We start from the raw sequence: 16,311 nt of genomic DNA on the forward strand, positions 1-16,311 counted from the left end.
CCTCGGGTCGAATGAACGGACGGCAAGGCGCCCGTTATCGGTTGCAGGGTGTGGGCCGCGTTCGGCATTCGGCATTTGACGTCGGCGACCGCATTCGATGTTCGATGCCGGAATACGCGTCGCCCCGGCATTCGTCGCACCGCCCCTCACCGGCTGGCGACGCCAGCGCGATCGAGCACCGCACCGAGCAGCACGTTCGCGCCGCGCGTCGCGTCGTCGGGCAATACGTCCTCGGCTGCGTTGTGCGACAGTCCGCCGACGCACGGAATGAACACCATCGCGCTCGGCGCATGCTTCGCCAGATGGATCGCGTCGTGCCCGGCGCCGCTCACGATCCGCTCATGCCGATAGCCGAAGCGGGCCGCCGCCGCCTCGACGCTCGCGACGCAAGCCGCGTCGAACGGCGTCGACGGACTCGCCCAATGCGTCGATACGTCGACGCGCAAGCCGCGCCGCGCGGCGATGCGCGCACACGCGTCAGTCGCCGCGCGCGCCATCGCGTCGAGCGTCGCATCGTCCGGATGGCGCAGGTCGAGCGTGAACTCGACCGCGCCCGCGATCGTGTTGCGCGACGCGTTCGGAACCCCGACGCAGCCGATCGTCGCGAGGCCGTGCGGCGCGAACTCGGCGAGCATCCGCTCGAGCGCGTCCGCGATCTGCGCGAAGCCGAACAGCGCGTCGCGGCGATGCGCGATCGGCGTCGTGCCCGCGTGCGCGGGCTGGCCCGCGATCGTCACGTCGAGCCAGCGGATCGCCTGCCCGCCCGTGACGACGCCGATCTCGGCGCCGTTCGCCTCGAGCACCGGCCCCTGCTCGATATGCGCTTCGAAGTACGCGTCGATCGCCGGACGCACCGCGCGCCGCGCGCCGCGATAGCCGATCTGCTCGAGCGCGTCGCCAAGCGTCACGTGCGCGGCGTCGCACACCGCGAGCGCGCGGGCGAGCGGCATCGCGCCCGCGGCAACCGCCGAGCCGAGCATCGCCGGCGCGAAGCGCGCGCCCTCCTCGTTCGTCCACGACACGATCTCGATCGGCTTGCGCGTGACGATCGTCGCATCGTTCAGGCTGCGCACCACTTCGAGCGCGGCGAGCACGCCGTAGGCGCCGTCGAAGCGGCCGCCTTCCGGCTGCGTGTCGAGATGGCTGCCGATCAGCACGGGCGGCGCGCCGGCATCCGCGCCCGCGCGGCGCGCGAACAGATTGCCGATCTCGTCGACGCTGACCGCGAGGCCCGCATCGCGACACCACTGCGCAAACAGGTCGCGCCCGCGCCTGTCGTCGGCGGTCGCGGCAAGCCGCCGCACGCCGCCGTTCGCGGTGCCGCCGATCCGCGCCATCTCCATGAGCGAGCGCCACAGCCGCGCGCCGTCGATGGCGCGCGACCGCCCGTCGAATGCAGACGCAATCATGTCAGCGCGCCTCCAAAGCTTCGTTGCCCGAAGCGCCTCGGGCCGCGCGGCGCGCGTCGAGCGCGACGATGCTCGCGAGCGACAGCCCCGCAAGACACGTATAGAACAGCGCGAGCGGCAGCCACGCGCCCGCGTACCGGTGCGCGAGCCACGTGCCGGCGAGCGGCGTGAGCCCGCCCGCGAGCGCGCCGCACACCTGATAGGACAGCGAGATCGCCGAGTAGCGGATGCGCGCCGGAAACACGCCGGACACGAAGCCCGCGATCACCGAATAGAAGCCCGCCATGCAGACGACCGCGAGCGCAATGCCTGCGACGATCGCGCCGGGCCGCCCGCTCGTCACGAGCGCGAACATCGGATACGGCGACGCCATCGCGGCGACGGCCGCGAGCTTCAGGAAACGCGCGCCGCCGAGCTTCTCGGCGAGCCACGCGGCGACGGGCTGCGCGAGGAACTGGATGATCGCGACCGCGAACAGGCAATCGAGGATCGTCGAGCGCGGGATGCCGAGCTGCTGCGTCGTGTACGCGATCATGAACGTGTTCGTGAAATACACGCCGGCGATGCCGATCGTATTCGCGCCGATGCACAGCAGCACGAGCCCCGACGCCGAACGGAACACGTCGGCGATCGGCAGCTTCGCGGTGGCGCGCGTGCGCTTGACCGCCTCGAATTCCGGCGATTCGTTGACGCCGAGCCGGATCACGATGCCGACGATCAGCAGCACCGCGCTCGCGAGAAACGGCAGACGCCAGCCCCACTCGAGAAAGTCGGCCTTCTCGAGCGACGTGACCGCGCGAAACGCGACGAGCGACAGGATGAGCCCGGCCGGGCTGCCCAGTTGCGCGAACGACGCGAAGAACGTGCGCCGCCCTTCGGGCGCGTGTTCGCCCGCCATCAGCACCGCGCCGCCCCATTCGCCGCCCACCGCGACGCCCTGCACGATCCGCAGCAGCACGAGCAGCACGGGCGCGAGCGCGCCGATCGACGCATGGCTCGGCAACAGGCCGATGCAGACGGTCGCTGCGCCCATCATCGCGAGCGTCGTCATCAGCGCCTTCTTGCGGCCGATCCGGTCGCCGAGATGGCCGAACACGATGCCGCCGAGCGGCCTTGCGAAGAAGCCGGCCGCGAACGTGCCGAACGACGCCATCGTGCTGACGAACGGGTCGCCGGACGGAAAGTACAACTCGCCGAACACGAGCGCGGCGGCGGTCGCATAGATGTAGAAGTCGTACCACTCGATCATCGTGCCGACGAACGCGGCGCCGGCGGCGCGCACCGGCTGGCGCGCACACGGTTGGGAAACAGTCATCGCGGGATCTCCTCTCTGCTCTCACGCGCGTCGCCCGGCGGGTTCGGCGGGCGCGCGCCCGATGTCGCGCGGCCCGCTGCTCCGGGGCCTGCGCCGCACGCAGGCGGCTCTCGCGCTGCACGTTTTATCGCCGTCCATTAACTATTAGTCAAATTTCGACTTATTATTCACGACATAACTTTTGCTAATGTCGATTCGCTGGAGACCCGCCGCCATGCGCGCTGCCGCCGCCCGCTTCCTGAACGACCGCCTCGACTGGAATCTGCTGCGCACGTTCCTCGTCATCATGCAGGAACGCAGCGTGAGCCGCGCGGCGGCGCGCCTGCACGTCACGCAGCCGGCCGTGAGCCAGGCGCTCAGGCGGCTCGAGGAAACGCTCGGGCACACGCTGATCCGGCGTCGCGGCCCGCACTTCGAGCCGACGCAGGCGGGCGCCGAGGTGTACCGGATCGCGAGCGACATCTACGGCACGATCTCGCGACTCGACACCGAGCTCGACGACGCGGCGGCGGACCTGACGGGCACGATCCGGCTGCTTTCGGTGAGCCGCGTCGAATCGGGCGTCTACGATCTCTTTCTCGCCGACTTCCACCGGCAATATCCGCGCGTCGATCTGCAGATCGAGGTGATGCGCTCGTCCGACATCATTTCGTCGCTGTTGCAGAAAACCGCGACGGCGGGCCTCGGCCTCTGCCGCAACCCGGTCGACAAGCTCGCGCGCACGCCGTTCCTGCGCCAGCGCTACGCGATCTACTGCGGCCGCCACCATCGCCTGTTCGGCCAGACGCAACTGACGACGAACGATCTGCTCGCGGAGAACTTCGTGTCGTTCACGAGCGACCAGATCGGCGACAGCCTGTCGCCGCTCACCGTGTTCCGCGACCAGAAGGGCTTCACGGGACGCATCGTCGCGGCATCGCCGAGCCTCGACGAAGTGCGGCGCCTCATCTTCGCGGGCTACGGGATCGGCTGCCTGCCCGAGCACATCGTGCGCGACGATCTCGCTCGCCAGCGGCTCTGGCGATTGCCGCCCGACGAAGGGCTCGTCGACGTCGACATCTACCTGCTGTGGCACCGTGAACGAAAAATGAACGCGGCCGAGCTCGCGTTCCTCGAGGGCTTCGAGCGCGCGATGCAGCGCTACTCGTTCGACGAGCGGCTGTCGGTCAATCCTTGACGCGGGGCGGCGCGCGGTCGCGCCCCACGCCCGGCCGTGCCTGGACCGGCGGTACAAAAAACAAAAGCCGGCATCGCGCCGGCTTTCGAAAGGGACCATCGAAGAAGATCAGGACTCCGCTCATCGACAGGCCACCGCCCTTTGCGCGATCCAGCGCGCGCGCAGCCGGTCGTAGCCGAGATTGAACAGGAACGTGTACGGCAGGAAGAACAGCAGGATGCCGAAGTCGAGCAAGAGCGCTTCGAGCAGGCTGATCTCCAGCCACCACGCGGCAAGCGGCAGCGCCATCGCGACGAGGCCGAGCTCGAACGCGATCGCGTGCGCCGCGCGCACCGCGAGCGTACGCGTCAGCCGGTAGCGGCGCTCGATCCGCTCGAAGAGCGCATTGAACGTGACGTTCCACACCATCGCGATCACCGACACCGCCGCCGTCAGCGCCCCCACGTGCACGAGCGACAGGCCGAGCACCCAACTGACGATCGGCGCGCAGATCGCGATTGCGGTCGCTTCGAACGTGAGCGCGTGCGCGAGGCGCTCGGTCAGCGTCTTCCTCGGAACGAGTTTGGCCATTTGCATTTGCATGTGCAGCTCCATCAGTGGACAAAAGAGCCCCATTTTCATCGGATTAACCGTAACCATCCAGTTTGATATGATCGGTTTTTCCGATATATAGAAGGAGCACTCGCGATGCGCCACTCTCCGGAAGCGCTGCTCGCGTTCGCCGAGGCCGCGAACCTCGGTTCGTTCTCGGCCGCCGCGCGCAAGCTCGGCAAGCGCCAATCAACGGTCAGCGAAGCGATCGCGAACCTCGAGATCGATCTCGGCGTCACGCTGTTCGACCGCTCGACGCGCCAGCCGACGCTGACCGACGCCGCCCGCGCGCTGTTGCCCGAAGTCCAGCGCGTGCTTGAGGCGAGCGAGGCGATCGATCAGGTCGCCGCGCGTCTCGCGGGCGGCGAGGAGGCGCGCCTCACGCTCGTCGTATCGGACACCTATCAATCGAGCCGGTACGAGGAAACGCTCGCGGCGCTCGACCGCCGCTTTCCGACGCTCGAATTCGAATGCCAGATCGCCGAGCACGACGACGTGCTCGACCTGATCCAGCAAGGCCGCGCGCAGCTCGGGCTGATGGCGGCGCGCAGCACCTACCCGCCCGACATCGGCGCGGCGACGGTCGCCGAGCGCTCGGAAATCGGGCTCTACGTCGGCCCGCAGCACCCGCTCGCCGCGCACGGCAGCGCCGACGTGCCGCTCGCCGCGCTGCACGACGCGCGCGAGCTGCGCCTCAATACCTACGTCGCGCCGCGCGGCGAGCGGATCGAAACGGGGCTCGTCGCGGGCCGGCGGTGCTGGCTGGCGCCGAGCTATCTGCAGTTGCTGGAAATGGCGGTGGCGGGCTTCGGCTGGGCGGAGCTGCCGCGCTGGATGGTCGAGCACTTCGCGCGCGAGCGGCTCGTCGAGCTCAATGCGCGCGGCTGGCCGCGGCGCGTGCCGGTGGATGCGGTGTGGTCGCGCGGCCGGCCGCTCGGGCCAGCCGGCTCATGGCTGCTGGAGACGATGCTTGCCGCGTGACGCGCGTGGCAGCGATTGCAGTTGCGACCGGGGGCAAGATCGGCGGCGTGCGGCGCGTGCGTCCGCGCGAACGTCAGAAGCCGCGCGACAGCACGGCCGCGCCGATCGTCACGACGCCGAGCACGAGGTTGACGATCACGAGCAGGCGCACCGCATTGACCGCGCGCGCGCCGTCCGGCCAGTTCTGCGCCTGCACCGCGCGGCGGATGCGCGGAAACAGCGCGAAGCGAATATGCCCGTAGACCAGCATCATCACGACGCCGAGCCCCGCCATCGCGTGCAGCGGCCACGTCGCATGCGCGCCGCCGAATTGCGTGAGGAGGAAGCCGCCCGTGAGCAGGATCACGAGCACCGAACCCGCGACCCAGTTGAAGAAGCGGCCGAACACGGCTTCGACGAGCGGCAGGCGCAGTTGCGGCGACAGGTCCGACAGCGCGGGACGCAGGCAGAAGTTCGCGAACACCATGCCGCCAACCCACACGGCAACCGCCAGCAGATGGAGAAACAAGGCAACGGCGATAGCGAGGGACATGGTGGGGTTCCTTCTTGGTTTTCGAATGATCGATGCGCTGCTGGAACGCACGGCGCGCGAGACGTTGAGCGCGTTCGACAGCCGCGGCGCGCAGCGGTTCAGCGCAATGTCCGCGGGTCGTGTTTTGTGGGGGATGCCCGCCAGCGCCTGGCGCGCCGGCGATGCGCATGGTTCGCATGCCGGGCGATGCGCGTGTAAGCAGGTGTCGGCGCGCAGCACGCATTGCCCTCGCCCCGCTCGTTCGAAAAGGATAACGAACGAAGACCAGTGGCGGTTCGCCGTTCGCCCGCAACGTACTCGTCATTGCTGCGAACCACAAACTCAACCGATGCCAGCGATCCGACGAACGGCGCTCGAACCGCGGATCGACGAATCGCCGAATCGCCTGCGTCCGGAAAATTCCGAACGCCTGTGCCGGCACTCGCTTCCCGACGCGCGCGCATCGCGAAAAAGGCCCCGCCGCCGCGCCGCGCGCCCCGACGTCCGCGCGGCCGGCAGCCCGTTCGGGCCGCCCGCTCACGCCCGTCAGCGGGGCCCGGCGAGCCCGGCAAAGCTCAGTCGAGCACCGGACGCAGCCCGCTCACCTTCAGCCGGGTATCCGGCGCGCGGCCCTTGCGCGCCCGCTTGCCGACGTGCGGTTCGAGCGCGCGCCCCGCGAGCGCCTCTTCCTGCGCCTTGCCGCCGCGGCCCGTGCCCGTCAGCACGACGCCCGCCGCATTGATCGCGAGCGCCTGCACGAGCGTCTCCTTCGCGTCGAGCGCCATCAGGATCACGCCGCGCCCGCCGCCCGAAAGCGCCTTCATCTCGTCCATGCCGAACACGAGCAGGCGCCCGCCGCTCGACAGGCACGCGACCTGCGCAGCATCCGGCAGCACCGGCATCGGCGCGAGCGGCGCCGCGCCCGCATCGATCGTCATGAACGATTTGCCCGCCTTCACGCGGCTCACCATGTCGCCCACCTTCGCGACGAAGCCGAAGCCGTTGCTCGACGCGAGCAAGAGCGGCTGCTCGGCGGGCGCCGCGAAGTAGTGCAGCAGATGCGAGCCCGACTCGAGCTCGATCAGCGACGTGACGGGCACGCCGTCGCCACGCCCGCCCGGCAGCACCTGGACGGACACCGAATACACGCGGCCCGTGCTGCCCCACGCGATCAGCGTGTCGGGCGTGCGGCACTGGAACGCCGCATACAGGCCGTCGCCCGCCTTGAACGAGAAGCTCGCCGGATCGAGTCCGTGGCCCTTCAGCGCGCGCACCCAGCCCTTCTGCGACACCACGACCGTCACCGGCTCGTCGACCACCTTCGCCTCGAACGTCGCGCGCTTTTCCTGCTGGATCAGCGTGCGGCGCTCGTCGCCGTACTGCTTCGCATCGGTCTCGATCTCCTTGATCATCAGCCGCTTCATCGCGCTTTCGTTCGCGAGCAGCTCTTCGAGCTTCGCCTTCTCCGCGCGCAGCTCCTCCAGCTCCTTCTCGATCTTGATCTTCTCGAGCCGCGCCAACTGGCGCAGCCGGATTTCGAGAATGTCGTCGGCCTGCCGCTCGGTGAGGCCGAACGCGCTGATGAGCGCGGCCTTCGGCTCGTCCGACTCGCGGATGATGCGGATCACCTCGTCGATGTTCAAAAAGACGATCATCCGCCCTTCGAGGATGTGGATCCGGTCGTTGACCTTGCCGAGCCGGTGACGGCAGCGCCGCGTGACGGTGGCCTGGCGGAACCGCACCCATTCGCCGAGGATCGACGCGAGCCCCTTCTGCGCGGGCCGCCCGTCCTCGCCGATCATCACGAGATTGAGCGCCGCGTTCGATTCGAGGCTCGTGTGCGCGAGCAGCGAATTGACGAATTCGGTCTGGTCGATCGTGCGCGTCTTCGGCTCGAACACGAGCCGCACGGGCGCGTCCTTGCCCGATTCGTCGCGCACCGCGTCGAGCAGGTCGAGCATCGCCTTCTTCGTGTTGATCTGCTCCTGCGTGAGCGTCTTCTTGCCCGCCTTGAGCTTCGGGTTCGTCAGCTCCTCGATCTCCTCGAGCACCTTCTGGCACGACGTGTTCGGCGGCAATTCGGTGACGACGAGCTGCCACTGGCCGCGTGCGAGATCCTCGATCTTCCAGCGCGCGCGCACCTTCAGGCTGCCGCGGCCGGTTTCGTATGCGGCGGAAATCTCCGCGTCGCTCGAAATGATCTGGCCGCCGCCCGGGAAGTCCGGCCCCGGCACGAGCTGCATCAGCTCCGCGTGCGGCAACGCAGGATGGCGGATCAGCGCGACCGCGGCGGCCGCGACTTCGCGCAGGTTGTGCGACGGGATCTCGGTCGCGAGACCGACCGCGATCCCCGACGCACCGTTCAGCAGCACGAACGGCAGCCGGCCCGGCAAGAGCTTCGGCTCGTCGAACGAGCCGTCGTAGTTCGGCATGAAGTCGACGGTGCCCTCGTCGATCTCGTCGAGGAGCAGCTTCGCGATCGGCGTGAGACGCGCCTCGGTGTAACGCATCGCCGCCGCGCCGTCGCCGTCGCGCGAGCCGAAGTTGCCCTGGCCGTCGATCAGCGGATAGCGCATCGAAAAGTCCTGCGCGAGACGCACGAGCGCGTCGTACGCGGACTGGTCGCCGTGCGGGTGGTACTTGCCGAGCACGTCGCCGACGACGCGCGCGGACTTCACGGGCTTCGCGTTGTCGCCGAGGCCCATCTCGTTCATCGCGTAGAGAATCCGGCGCTGCACGGGCTTCTGGCCGTCGCTGACGTCGGGCAGCGCGCGCCCCTTGACGACGCTCACCGCGTAGTCGAGATACTGGCGCTCCGCGTAGCGGCCGAGCGTCAGGAAATCGCCCTCGGGCGCCGCCGGCTCGGCGAAAAGATCGGGAGTGTTGTCGTCCATCTAGATTTCGTGTCCGTATATGCGATGCGTGCGTAGCCGGGCGCGCGCCCGGCCGCGCTCAGATATCCGCTTCGACTTCGTTGCCCTTTTCCTCGAGCCAGTTGCGGCGCGCGGCGGCTTCGCCCTTGCCCATCAGCATCGTCATCCGCGCGACCGTCGCCTCGAAGTCGAGCTCGCCGAGCGCGACGGGCATCAGGCGGCGCGTGTCGGGGTTCATCGTCGTGTCCCACAATTGCTCGGCGCTCATTTCGCCCAGGCCCTTGAAGCGGCTGATGGTCCATTGCGATTCGCGCACGCCGTCCTTGCGCAGCTTGTCGAGGATCGCCTCGAGCTCGCCGTCGTCGAGCGCGTAGAGCTTCTGCGCGGGCTTCTTGCCGCGCGCGGGCGCGTCGACCCGGAAGAGCGGCGGCCGCGCGACGAACACGTGGCCGCGCTCGATCAGTTGCGGGAAATGCTTGAAGAACAGCGTGAGCAGCAGCACCTGGATGTGCGCGCCGTCGACGTCCGCATCCGACAGGATGCAGATCTTGCCGTAGCGCAGGTTCGACACGTCCACGCTGTCGTCCGGGCCGTGCGGATCGACGCCGATCGCCACCGAGATGTCGTGCACCTCGTTGTTCGCGAACAGGCGGTCGCGCTCGGTCTCCCACGTGTTGAGCACCTTGCCGCGCAGCGGCAGGATCGCCTGGTATTCCTTGTCGCGGCCCATCTTCGCGGAGCCGCCCGCCGAATCGCCCTCGACGAGGAACAGCTCGTTGCGCGCGATGTCCTCGGTCTCGCAGTCGGTCAGCTTGCCGGGCAGCACCGCGACGCCGGAGCTCTTCTTCTTCTCGATCTTCTGGCCCGCGCGCGTGCGCGCCTGCGCCTGCTTGATCACGAGTTCGGCGAGCTTCTTGCCGTGCTCGACGTGCTGGTTCAGCCACAGCTCGAGCGCCGGGCGCGTGAACGACGACACGAGCTTCACAGCGTCGCGGCTGTTCAGGCGCTCCTTGATCTGCCCCTGGAACTGCGGATCAAGCACCTTCGCCGACAGCACGAAAGACACGCGCGCGAACACGTCCTCCGCGAGCAGCTTCACGCCCTTCGGCTGCAGGTTGTGCAGCTCGACGAAGCTCTTCACCGCCTGATAGAGGCCGTCGCGCAGGCCGGATTCGTGCGTGCCGCCCGCGGGCGTCGGAATCAGGTTCACGTACGACTCGCGCGCGAGCGAGCCTTCCTCGCTCCACGCGACGACCCACGACGCGCCCTCGCCCTCGGCGAACGTGTCGTCGCCCGTGCGCGAATCGGCAAAGCGCTCGCCCTCGAAGAGCGGGATCAGGAGCTCGCTGCCGTTCATCTCGTCGAGCAGGTAGCCGCGCAGGCCGTCGTCGTATTTCCAGCTCTGCCGCTCGCCCGTCTTCTCGTTGACGAGCACGACCTCGACGCCCGGCAGCAGCACCGCCTTCGAGCGCAGCAGCCGCTGCAGTTCTCCGAGCGGCAGGTTCGGCGAATCGAAGTATTTCGGATTCGGCCACACGGTCACGCGCGTGCCGGATTTCTTCTCGCCGCGGCCCGCGCCTTGCGTCGCGAGCGGCTTGACGACGTCGCCGTCGGCGAAGCCGAGCTGCGCGATCTTGCCGTCGCGCCAGACGGTCACGTCGAGGCGCGTCGCGAGCGCGTTCGTCACCGACACGCCGACGCCGTGCAGGCCGCCCGAGAACGTGTACGCGCCGCCCTTCGCCTTGTCGAACTTGCCGCCGGCGTGCAGCCGCGTGAACACGATCTCGACGACGGGCACCTTCTCTTCCGGATGCAGCCCGAACGGGATGCCGCGCCCGTCGTCCTCGACGGACACCGACTGGTCGGGGTGCAGCGTGACCGTGATCTGCCTGCCGAAACCGCCCAACGCTTCGTCGGACGCGTTGTCGATCACTTCCTGGATGATGTGCAGCGGATTCTCGGTGCGCGTGTACATGCCGGGCCGCTGCTTGACGGGCTCAAGGCCCTTCAGCACCTTGATCGATGCTTCGCTATAGGCCGCTGCGGGCTTTTTCGTGGACATAGAAGCTCAGGTTCGTCATTCACCTTGACGTTATCCCCAGCTCGTGTGGATAACGTCGTGGACAAAACGTTGAATTCGATAAAAATCCGAGTCGAAACAATGGCGTGCTCGCACTGCTTCGAAAGTGGGCGGCGCGCCGCGCGCGACGGCTGCGCGGCACGCCGCCCGGAACGCGGCGTATTTTACTGGTTCCGCAACGGCGGGCTCATGAAGGCTTGCGTTTCGCTTCGAGCGCCTCCCAGCGCTCCAGCGCCGCGAGCAGCTCGTCGTCGAGCGCCGCGAAGCGCTCGGTCAGGCGCGCGCCCTCCTGCGCGTCCTTCGAGAAGATCGAGCCGTCCTCGAGCTGCGCGGAAATTGCCTTCTGCTCGGCCTCGAGCGCCGCGATCCGCTCAGGCAGCGCGTCGAGCTCGCGCTGCTCGTTGAACGACAGCTTGACCGTGCGCTGCGCGTTGCGGCCCGCCGCGCCCTTCGGCGCATCGTCCGCCGCGCTCGCGGGCTCCTTCGCCGCGCGCTTGGCCGCCTCCTCGTCCGAGATCCGCTGCGCGCGCTCGCGCTGGATCTGCCAGTCGGTGAAGCCGCCGACGTATTCGCGCCACCGGCCGTTGCCCTCCGACGCGATCACCGACGTGACGACATTGTCGAGAAACGCGCGGTCGTGGCTGACGAGCAGCACCGTGCCGTCGTAGTCGGTCAGCAATTCTTCGAGCAGCTCGAGCGTCGGGATGTCGAGGTCGTTGGTCGGCTCGTCGAGCACGAGCACGTTCGCCGGCCGCGCGAACAGGCGCGCGAGCAGCAGCCGGTTGCGCTCGCCGCCCGACAGCGACTTGACGGGCGAGCGCGCGCGCTCGGGCGCGAACAGGAAGTCGCCGAGGTAGCTCATCACGTGCTTGCGCACGCCGCCGATCTCGACCCATTCGCTGCCGGGGCTGATCGTGTCGCCGAGGCTTTTTTCCGGATCGAGCTGCGCGCGCATCTGGTCGAAGTACGCGACCTGCAGGTTCGTGCCGGTGCGCACCGTGCCCGCATCGGGCTTCAGCTCGCCTAGGATCAGCTTGAGCAGCGTCGTCTTGCCCGCGCCGTTCGGGCCGATGAAGCCGATCTTGTCGCCGCGCATCACTGTCGTCGAGAAACGGTCGACGACCGTGCGCTCGCCATAGCGCTTCGTCACGTCGGCCAGCTCCGCGACGATCCGGCCCGACTTCTCGCCCTGCGCGACGTCGAGCCTCACGTTGCCCTGCGCGTTGCGGCGCTCCGCGCGCTCGCGGCGCATCTGCTCGAGCCGCGCGACGCGGCCGACGCTTCGCGTGCGCCGCGCCTCGACGCCCTTGCGGATCCACACCTCCTCCTGCGCGAGCAGCTTGTCGAACTTCTCGTTCTCGACGCGCTCGACTTCGAGCTGCTGCGCCTTGCGCGTCTGATACGCGGAGAAGTTGCCCGGATACGACAGCAGGCGGCCGCGGTCGAGCTCGACGATGCGCGTTGCGACGCGATCGAGGAACGCGCGGTCGTGCGTGATGAAGAAGAGGCCCGCGCGCTGCGAGACGAGCAGTTCCTCGAGCCACCGGATGCCGTCGAAATCGAGATGGTTGGTCGGCTCGTCGAGGAGCAGCACGTCCGGCTGCACGACGAGCGCGCGCGCGAGCGCCGCGCGCTTCTGCATCCCGCCCGACAGCGCATCGATCTTCGAGTCGCCGTCGAGCCCGATCTGCGCGAGCGTCGTGGCGACGCGCGTGCGCCAGTTCCATGCGTCCGCCGCGTCGAGCGACGATTGCAGCGCGTTCATCCGCGCGAGCAGCGCGTCGTGCTCGGCGCCTTCGGACGTATCCGCGAGCCGGTGCACGATCTCGTCGTATTCGGCGAGCAGCGCGCGCGTGCCGGTCAGCCCCGACGCGACGGCATCGAACACCGTCTGCCCGGCAACGAATTCCGGCTCCTGCGGCACGTAGACCGTCACGAGATTCTGCTGCCGCGTGACGAGCCCGTCGTCGGGCTTCGCCAGGTCGGCGACGATCTTGAGCAGCGACGACTTGCCGGCGCCGTTGCGGCCGATGAGCCCGACGCGCTCGCCGGCTTCGAGCGAGAAATCCGCGTGATCGAGCAGCGCGACGTGGCCGAACGCGAGTTGCGCGCCGGTGATGGAATAAAGCGACATGGGGAAGACGGCGGAGAAAAAAACGGAAGCGCTCATTGTACCGGGGGCGGCGCACGACGCCGATACGGCACAATGGCCTGACGCGAAACACGAGACGCCGGGCCGCGCGAGACGGCCGGCGGCGCGGGCTGGCGGGAACCTTGCGCGGTCCTCGCCAGCCCAATGACCTACTTGACGTTGACCGTAATGGTCCGGCTCATCTCCGGGCCGTACGAGCGGTGCGCGCCATCGCCGAACTGCAGCGTCAGCGTGTGCTTACCGGGCGGCAGCCTCACATCCGTCTCGGTCTGGGGCTTGCCGAAATGCAGCGATTGATCGTTGACGGGAATCACGTCGCCCCTCGCCACCGGCTTGCCGTCGATCAGCAGGTGGTGATGGCCGGTGTGGGGCGTCATGTCGCCCGCGGGCCGAAGCACGATGTCGCCTTCGAGACCGAATTTCACGTGGACGGGGTTCGTGACGGACGCGCCGTCGGTCGGCTCGACGAAGTACACCCTCGCTTCCGCGTGCGCCGAGGCGGACGCGAAAAGCGCGGCCGCGGCGAACACGCCGGCCAGCCATTTGTTGTAGAACATCGCTCTCTCCTTTTGGGTTGAAAGGCCATCGAAGCATACACTGCGAGCGGGCGGCGCGTCGTGGGTTGTGGGTTTGGAGCGGGCGGCGGGGGCGCGGGAAAGCGGGCGGACGCGACAAATCCGGTACCATTGCGCCTTTCGCCGCTCGATGTGCCGCGTTCGCGCGATCGGGCGACGCCGATTGCAATGGTTCCTCAAGAGCGCAACATGAGCGAAGTGGTCGAATACAAGAGCTGGGTCTGCCTGATTTGCGGCTGGGTCTATAACGAAGCAGAAGGTTTGCCCGACGAAGGCATCGCGGCCGGCACCCGCTTCGCCGACATTCCGGACGGCTGGCGCTGCCCGCTGTGCGATGTCGGCAAGGAAGATTTCGTCGTCGTGGAGTTCTGAGGCAGGCGATTCCGAGGCCGGCGATCCGGTCGCCGCGACGCGAAGGCGGACGTTGCGCAAAACGTCTTTGCTATACTCTGCCCTCGCCATGCGTCGACCGACGGGCGGCGCGCTCGAATCGCATCGAAGTAAGATCGAATCGAGCGGCCGGACAAGCTCGATAAAGCGATTCCGATTCGAAGCTTGTTTCCGTTTGGCGAATCCTATCCGCTCCCCGTAGTTCAGGGGATGGAATGATAAGCGCGAGGCTTTTCCAACAAGGTTCCAGCCCCTTGCTGTAGCAAATTTGTAGCACACAAAAAAGCCTGCTCGATGCGGGCTTTCGTGCTTCCGGGGATCGATCCCGCTATTCGGTTGCAAAGCAACTTGCAGCGCCCAATGATGCAGCAGTGCCTGCGCCGTATCTAACAGGGCGTTGATCTCAAAGCTACGCTTGAAACATACGCCAGCAATTTCTGGAACGGTCGGCCGCTATAGCGCCGAGACTAGCCGTTCCACCACTCAGGCGTGGGCTGTTTCTTGGTGAAAGGCGAGCACTGCTCGCGAACAAGTCGCATGTCCTTGTAGTCCAACGTTACGACTGAGACGGCGGGGTCAGTTGGCCACTCCGCAACCGCGAAATCGGCTTCGTACTCTTTGCCTTCGATACACACGATATAGGGCTCACCATTGAACGCCACAGCCGTGGTCGCCCAGATGCGCGCTTCTCCATGTCGATCGAGCGTACCATCGAAGGCAGTCGAATCATATTGATTGCAGGAGGCCCCAGACAATCCGAATGACGAGATGCACGGCATCCGCCATGTCGTTTGGTAGACCTTGACATCTGCTCCAGATAAAGGGTGTCCTTCTCCCGCGACTACCCGTAACGTCAGGTGCCGGGGAAAGACCCAAGGCCCCGCGTGTTCCCACATCAGGAAATAGAGCGCCAAAGGGATGCCAACGAAGAGCCAACCATTTCTGAGTTTCATACGCACCTACGTGACGAATCTGCGCGCGTTCGAAGCCGCATCGCCCCGGGAGACAGATCCCTGAATATTAAAATTCGTTTGAAAACTGCCACGTCGGCAACCCCAAACACGATGGAGATCGAGCCCACTAGAATCCGACCGAGGCCGTCGGCGAAGAAGCACGCGTTTCGATCTAATGGCCGATGAATGGCATTCCTATGAACGCCCACATCCCAACCAGAACCAACGACTCAATGACAAACATTGCTTGATCATATGCGTTGCGAAGCACCGAGCGTCTCGCATAGACGATGTAAATCAACGTAAAGAGTGGCGTCACCACCCACGTGGCGAGCATGAATCCAAGAAACTCCATGGCGCCCGATACGAAAATTCCGCTGTGAAATCCGCCGACCTCCACGTACCAGTACGCGAACCCAATCCACGGAAGCCACAATCCAATGAGGGTGGCAATCGCAAGCTTGATTGCACCATATGAAGGTCCAGAACCAGCACTCTCCAAATCTGAGGGATTAATCATAGGAGACCTATTCACATTTTTTGCAGGTAAAGCAGTTGACCAACAGCACCGCTAGGTCTGCATCTGCAAGCGCCCAACGGATCCACGCGAGACCTACCTCGGCGCTCAACCTCCGCATCCTTACATGCCAGATTCTGTTTCTCTACTCACCATCATCAATCGACTCTGCCGACAAAGCTCCTTTGCTCACCGCGAGTCGGATGACCTCCTCAATACAGCAGCCTAAATTCGACCAGATGTCGGCATCGATGAAATCAAAACGCCCCCACATGACGTCCTGTGACCGTCGAAGGCAACCGCCCGTCCGTCAATCTGAACATGCTCATCACCTTCAAGAATTTCGCATTCGCCAAGCCCCGACTGACAAGTACAGCGATCGCCGACCCGAGCAACTGCGCGCCCCATCACCACGGATCGTTCGCTACCAGTCTTGACAACCTGACAACCATGATCCGTCGAATCGCCCACTCGAATCACGCCTCTCATCGACTTACTCTCCGAAGTTACTCAAAACCATGCCGAGAATCGAACGCCGCCGCGACTACTTCCGGTCCCGTCCAGACGAGGAAAACTATGCCCGCCATCAGTGCAACGCTGTTGATTACATAGCCTCGGCATCCAGGACCGCGCATTTCCCAAGGCGATGTGATAAAGGCATGCACGCATGCGAAGCACAAGCAACAACGCCGTGCTTCGAAAGGTCCATACCCACCACCAATCTGCACCGTTGGCACCGGCCATGCCATGAATCAACCCCGCGCAAACTCCAAAATCCCAAAGCCGA

The 16,311-nt window shown here is 66.5% G+C and carries 14 protein-coding genes; 3 read left to right on the forward strand and 11 right to left on the reverse strand.

All coding sequences use genetic code 11. The annotated features are described in order from the left end of the window. Positions 1–146 precede the first annotated feature (146 nt). Together AQ610_RS13730 and AQ610_RS13735 are read right to left on the reverse strand one after the other, a co-directional pair. Positions 147–1,409: a Zn-dependent hydrolase gene (locus AQ610_RS13730; protein WP_006024980.1), complete on the reverse strand. Its 1,263-nt coding sequence runs from the start codon at positions 1,407–1,409 to the stop codon at positions 147–149. A gap of 1 nt (position 1,410) precedes the next feature. Then, positions 1,411–2,724, reverse strand: a complete 1,314-nt coding sequence (locus AQ610_RS13735; protein ID WP_043282084.1) for an MFS transporter — start codon at positions 2,722–2,724, stop codon at positions 1,411–1,413. Between the two features lie 214 nt (positions 2,725–2,938). On the opposite strand from AQ610_RS13735, the gene AQ610_RS13740 reads away from it, so the two are divergent. After that, positions 2,939–3,901: a LysR family transcriptional regulator gene (locus AQ610_RS13740; RefSeq protein ID WP_006024977.1), complete on the forward strand. Its 963-nt coding sequence runs from the start codon at positions 2,939–2,941 to the stop codon at positions 3,899–3,901. A 120-nt stretch (positions 3,902–4,021) separates the two neighbouring features. Here the strand turns inward: AQ610_RS13740 and AQ610_RS13745 are convergent, their stop codons facing one another. Continuing rightward, complete coding sequence (locus AQ610_RS13745; protein ID WP_009911674.1) at positions 4,022–4,483, reverse strand: multidrug/biocide efflux PACE transporter; 462 nt, start codon at positions 4,481–4,483, stop codon at positions 4,022–4,024. A 105-nt stretch (positions 4,484–4,588) separates the two neighbouring features. On the opposite strand from AQ610_RS13745, the gene AQ610_RS13750 reads away from it, so the two are divergent. Beyond that, a complete protein-coding gene (locus tag AQ610_RS13750; RefSeq protein ID WP_006024975.1) occupies positions 4,589–5,473 on the forward strand; it encodes a LysR family transcriptional regulator in 885 nt (294 codons plus the stop codon). A gap of 73 nt (positions 5,474–5,546) precedes the next feature. On the opposite strand, the gene AQ610_RS13755 is transcribed toward AQ610_RS13750, so the two are convergent. The 5 genes from AQ610_RS13755 to AQ610_RS13775 form a co-directional block, all read right to left on the reverse strand. Continuing rightward, positions 5,547–6,005: a CopD family protein gene (locus tag AQ610_RS13755; protein ID WP_015602171.1), complete on the reverse strand. Its 459-nt coding sequence runs from the start codon at positions 6,003–6,005 to the stop codon at positions 5,547–5,549. A 554-nt stretch (positions 6,006–6,559) separates the two neighbouring features. After that, positions 6,560–8,878: a DNA topoisomerase IV subunit A gene (parC, locus tag AQ610_RS13760; RefSeq protein ID WP_006024973.1), complete on the reverse strand. Its 2,319-nt coding sequence runs from the start codon at positions 8,876–8,878 to the stop codon at positions 6,560–6,562. 58 nt (positions 8,879–8,936) lie between these two features. Further along, a complete protein-coding gene (gene parE / locus AQ610_RS13765) occupies positions 8,937–10,919 on the reverse strand; it encodes a DNA topoisomerase IV subunit B (RefSeq protein ID WP_006024972.1) in 1,983 nt (660 codons plus the stop codon). 205 nt (positions 10,920–11,124) lie between these two features. Beyond that, the gene (locus AQ610_RS13770) at positions 11,125–13,071 is read right to left on the reverse strand and encodes an ATP-binding cassette domain-containing protein (protein ID WP_009911672.1); all 1,947 of its coding nucleotides are present in this window, start codon (positions 13,069–13,071) and stop codon (positions 11,125–11,127) included. A gap of 167 nt (positions 13,072–13,238) precedes the next feature. Further along, positions 13,239–13,646, reverse strand: coding sequence for a DUF4399 domain-containing protein (locus AQ610_RS13775; RefSeq protein ID WP_006024970.1), 408 nt, complete (start codon positions 13,644–13,646; stop codon positions 13,239–13,241). A 207-nt stretch (positions 13,647–13,853) separates the two neighbouring features. Between AQ610_RS13775 and AQ610_RS13780 the strand changes: the two genes are divergently transcribed. Continuing rightward, complete coding sequence (locus AQ610_RS13780) at positions 13,854–14,036, forward strand: rubredoxin (RefSeq protein WP_006024969.1); 183 nt, start codon at positions 13,854–13,856, stop codon at positions 14,034–14,036. Between the two features lie 485 nt (positions 14,037–14,521). Here the strand turns inward: AQ610_RS13780 and AQ610_RS36080 are convergent, their stop codons facing one another. The 3 genes from AQ610_RS36080 to AQ610_RS31835 form a co-directional block, all read right to left on the reverse strand. Continuing rightward, entirely contained in the window at positions 14,522–15,007 is a 486-nt protein-coding gene (locus AQ610_RS36080; protein ID WP_066571992.1) for a hypothetical protein, read from the reverse strand. Between the two features lie 172 nt (positions 15,008–15,179). Beyond that, entirely contained in the window at positions 15,180–15,527 is a 348-nt protein-coding gene (locus AQ610_RS13790; RefSeq protein WP_144411951.1) for a hypothetical protein, read from the reverse strand. Positions 15,528–15,749: 222 nt separating this feature from the next. Then, positions 15,750–16,013 carry a PAAR domain-containing protein gene (locus tag AQ610_RS31835; RefSeq protein WP_009911669.1) on the reverse strand — a complete coding sequence of 88 codons (264 nt, stop codon included), beginning with the start codon at positions 16,011–16,013 and terminating at the stop codon, positions 15,750–15,752. Positions 16,014–16,311 lie beyond the last annotated feature (298 nt).

The sequence above is a fragment of the Burkholderia humptydooensis genome (assembly GCF_001513745.1).
GTDB lineage: Bacteria > Pseudomonadota > Gammaproteobacteria > Burkholderiales > Burkholderiaceae > Burkholderia > Burkholderia humptydooensis.

Bases quoted from the DNA above. Each gene is read 5' to 3' on its own strand.
- AQ610_RS13730 (WP_006024980.1), bottom strand. From the start codon at position 1,409: ATGATTGCGTCTGCATTCGACGGGCGGTCGCGCGCCATCGACGGCGCG.
- AQ610_RS13735 (WP_043282084.1), bottom strand. From the start codon at position 2,724: ATGACTGTTTCCCAACCGTGTGCGCGCCAGCCGGTGCGCGCCGCCGGC.
- AQ610_RS13740 (WP_006024977.1), top strand. From the start codon at position 2,939: ATGCGCGCTGCCGCCGCCCGCTTCCTGAACGACCGCCTCGACTGGAAT.
- AQ610_RS13745 (WP_009911674.1), bottom strand. From the start codon at position 4,483: ATGCAAATGCAAATGGCCAAACTCGTTCCGAGGAAGACGCTGACCGAG.
- AQ610_RS13750 (WP_006024975.1), top strand. From the start codon at position 4,589: ATGCGCCACTCTCCGGAAGCGCTGCTCGCGTTCGCCGAGGCCGCGAAC.
- AQ610_RS13755 (WP_015602171.1), bottom strand. From the start codon at position 6,005: ATGTCCCTCGCTATCGCCGTTGCCTTGTTTCTCCATCTGCTGGCGGTT.
- parC (WP_006024973.1), bottom strand. From the start codon at position 8,878: ATGGACGACAACACTCCCGATCTTTTCGCCGAGCCGGCGGCGCCCGAG.
- parE (WP_006024972.1), bottom strand. From the start codon at position 10,919: ATGTCCACGAAAAAGCCCGCAGCGGCCTATAGCGAAGCATCGATCAAG.
- AQ610_RS13770 (WP_009911672.1), bottom strand. From the start codon at position 13,071: ATGTCGCTTTATTCCATCACCGGCGCGCAACTCGCGTTCGGCCACGTC.
- AQ610_RS13775 (WP_006024970.1), bottom strand. From the start codon at position 13,646: ATGTTCTACAACAAATGGCTGGCCGGCGTGTTCGCCGCGGCCGCGCTT.
- AQ610_RS13780 (WP_006024969.1), top strand. From the start codon at position 13,854: ATGAGCGAAGTGGTCGAATACAAGAGCTGGGTCTGCCTGATTTGCGGC.
- AQ610_RS36080 (WP_066571992.1), bottom strand. From the start codon at position 15,007: ATGAAACTCAGAAATGGTTGGCTCTTCGTTGGCATCCCTTTGGCGCTC.
- AQ610_RS13790 (WP_144411951.1), bottom strand. From the start codon at position 15,527: ATGATTAATCCCTCAGATTTGGAGAGTGCTGGTTCTGGACCTTCATAT.
- AQ610_RS31835 (WP_009911669.1), bottom strand. From the start codon at position 16,013: ATGAGAGGCGTGATTCGAGTGGGCGATTCGACGGATCATGGTTGTCAG.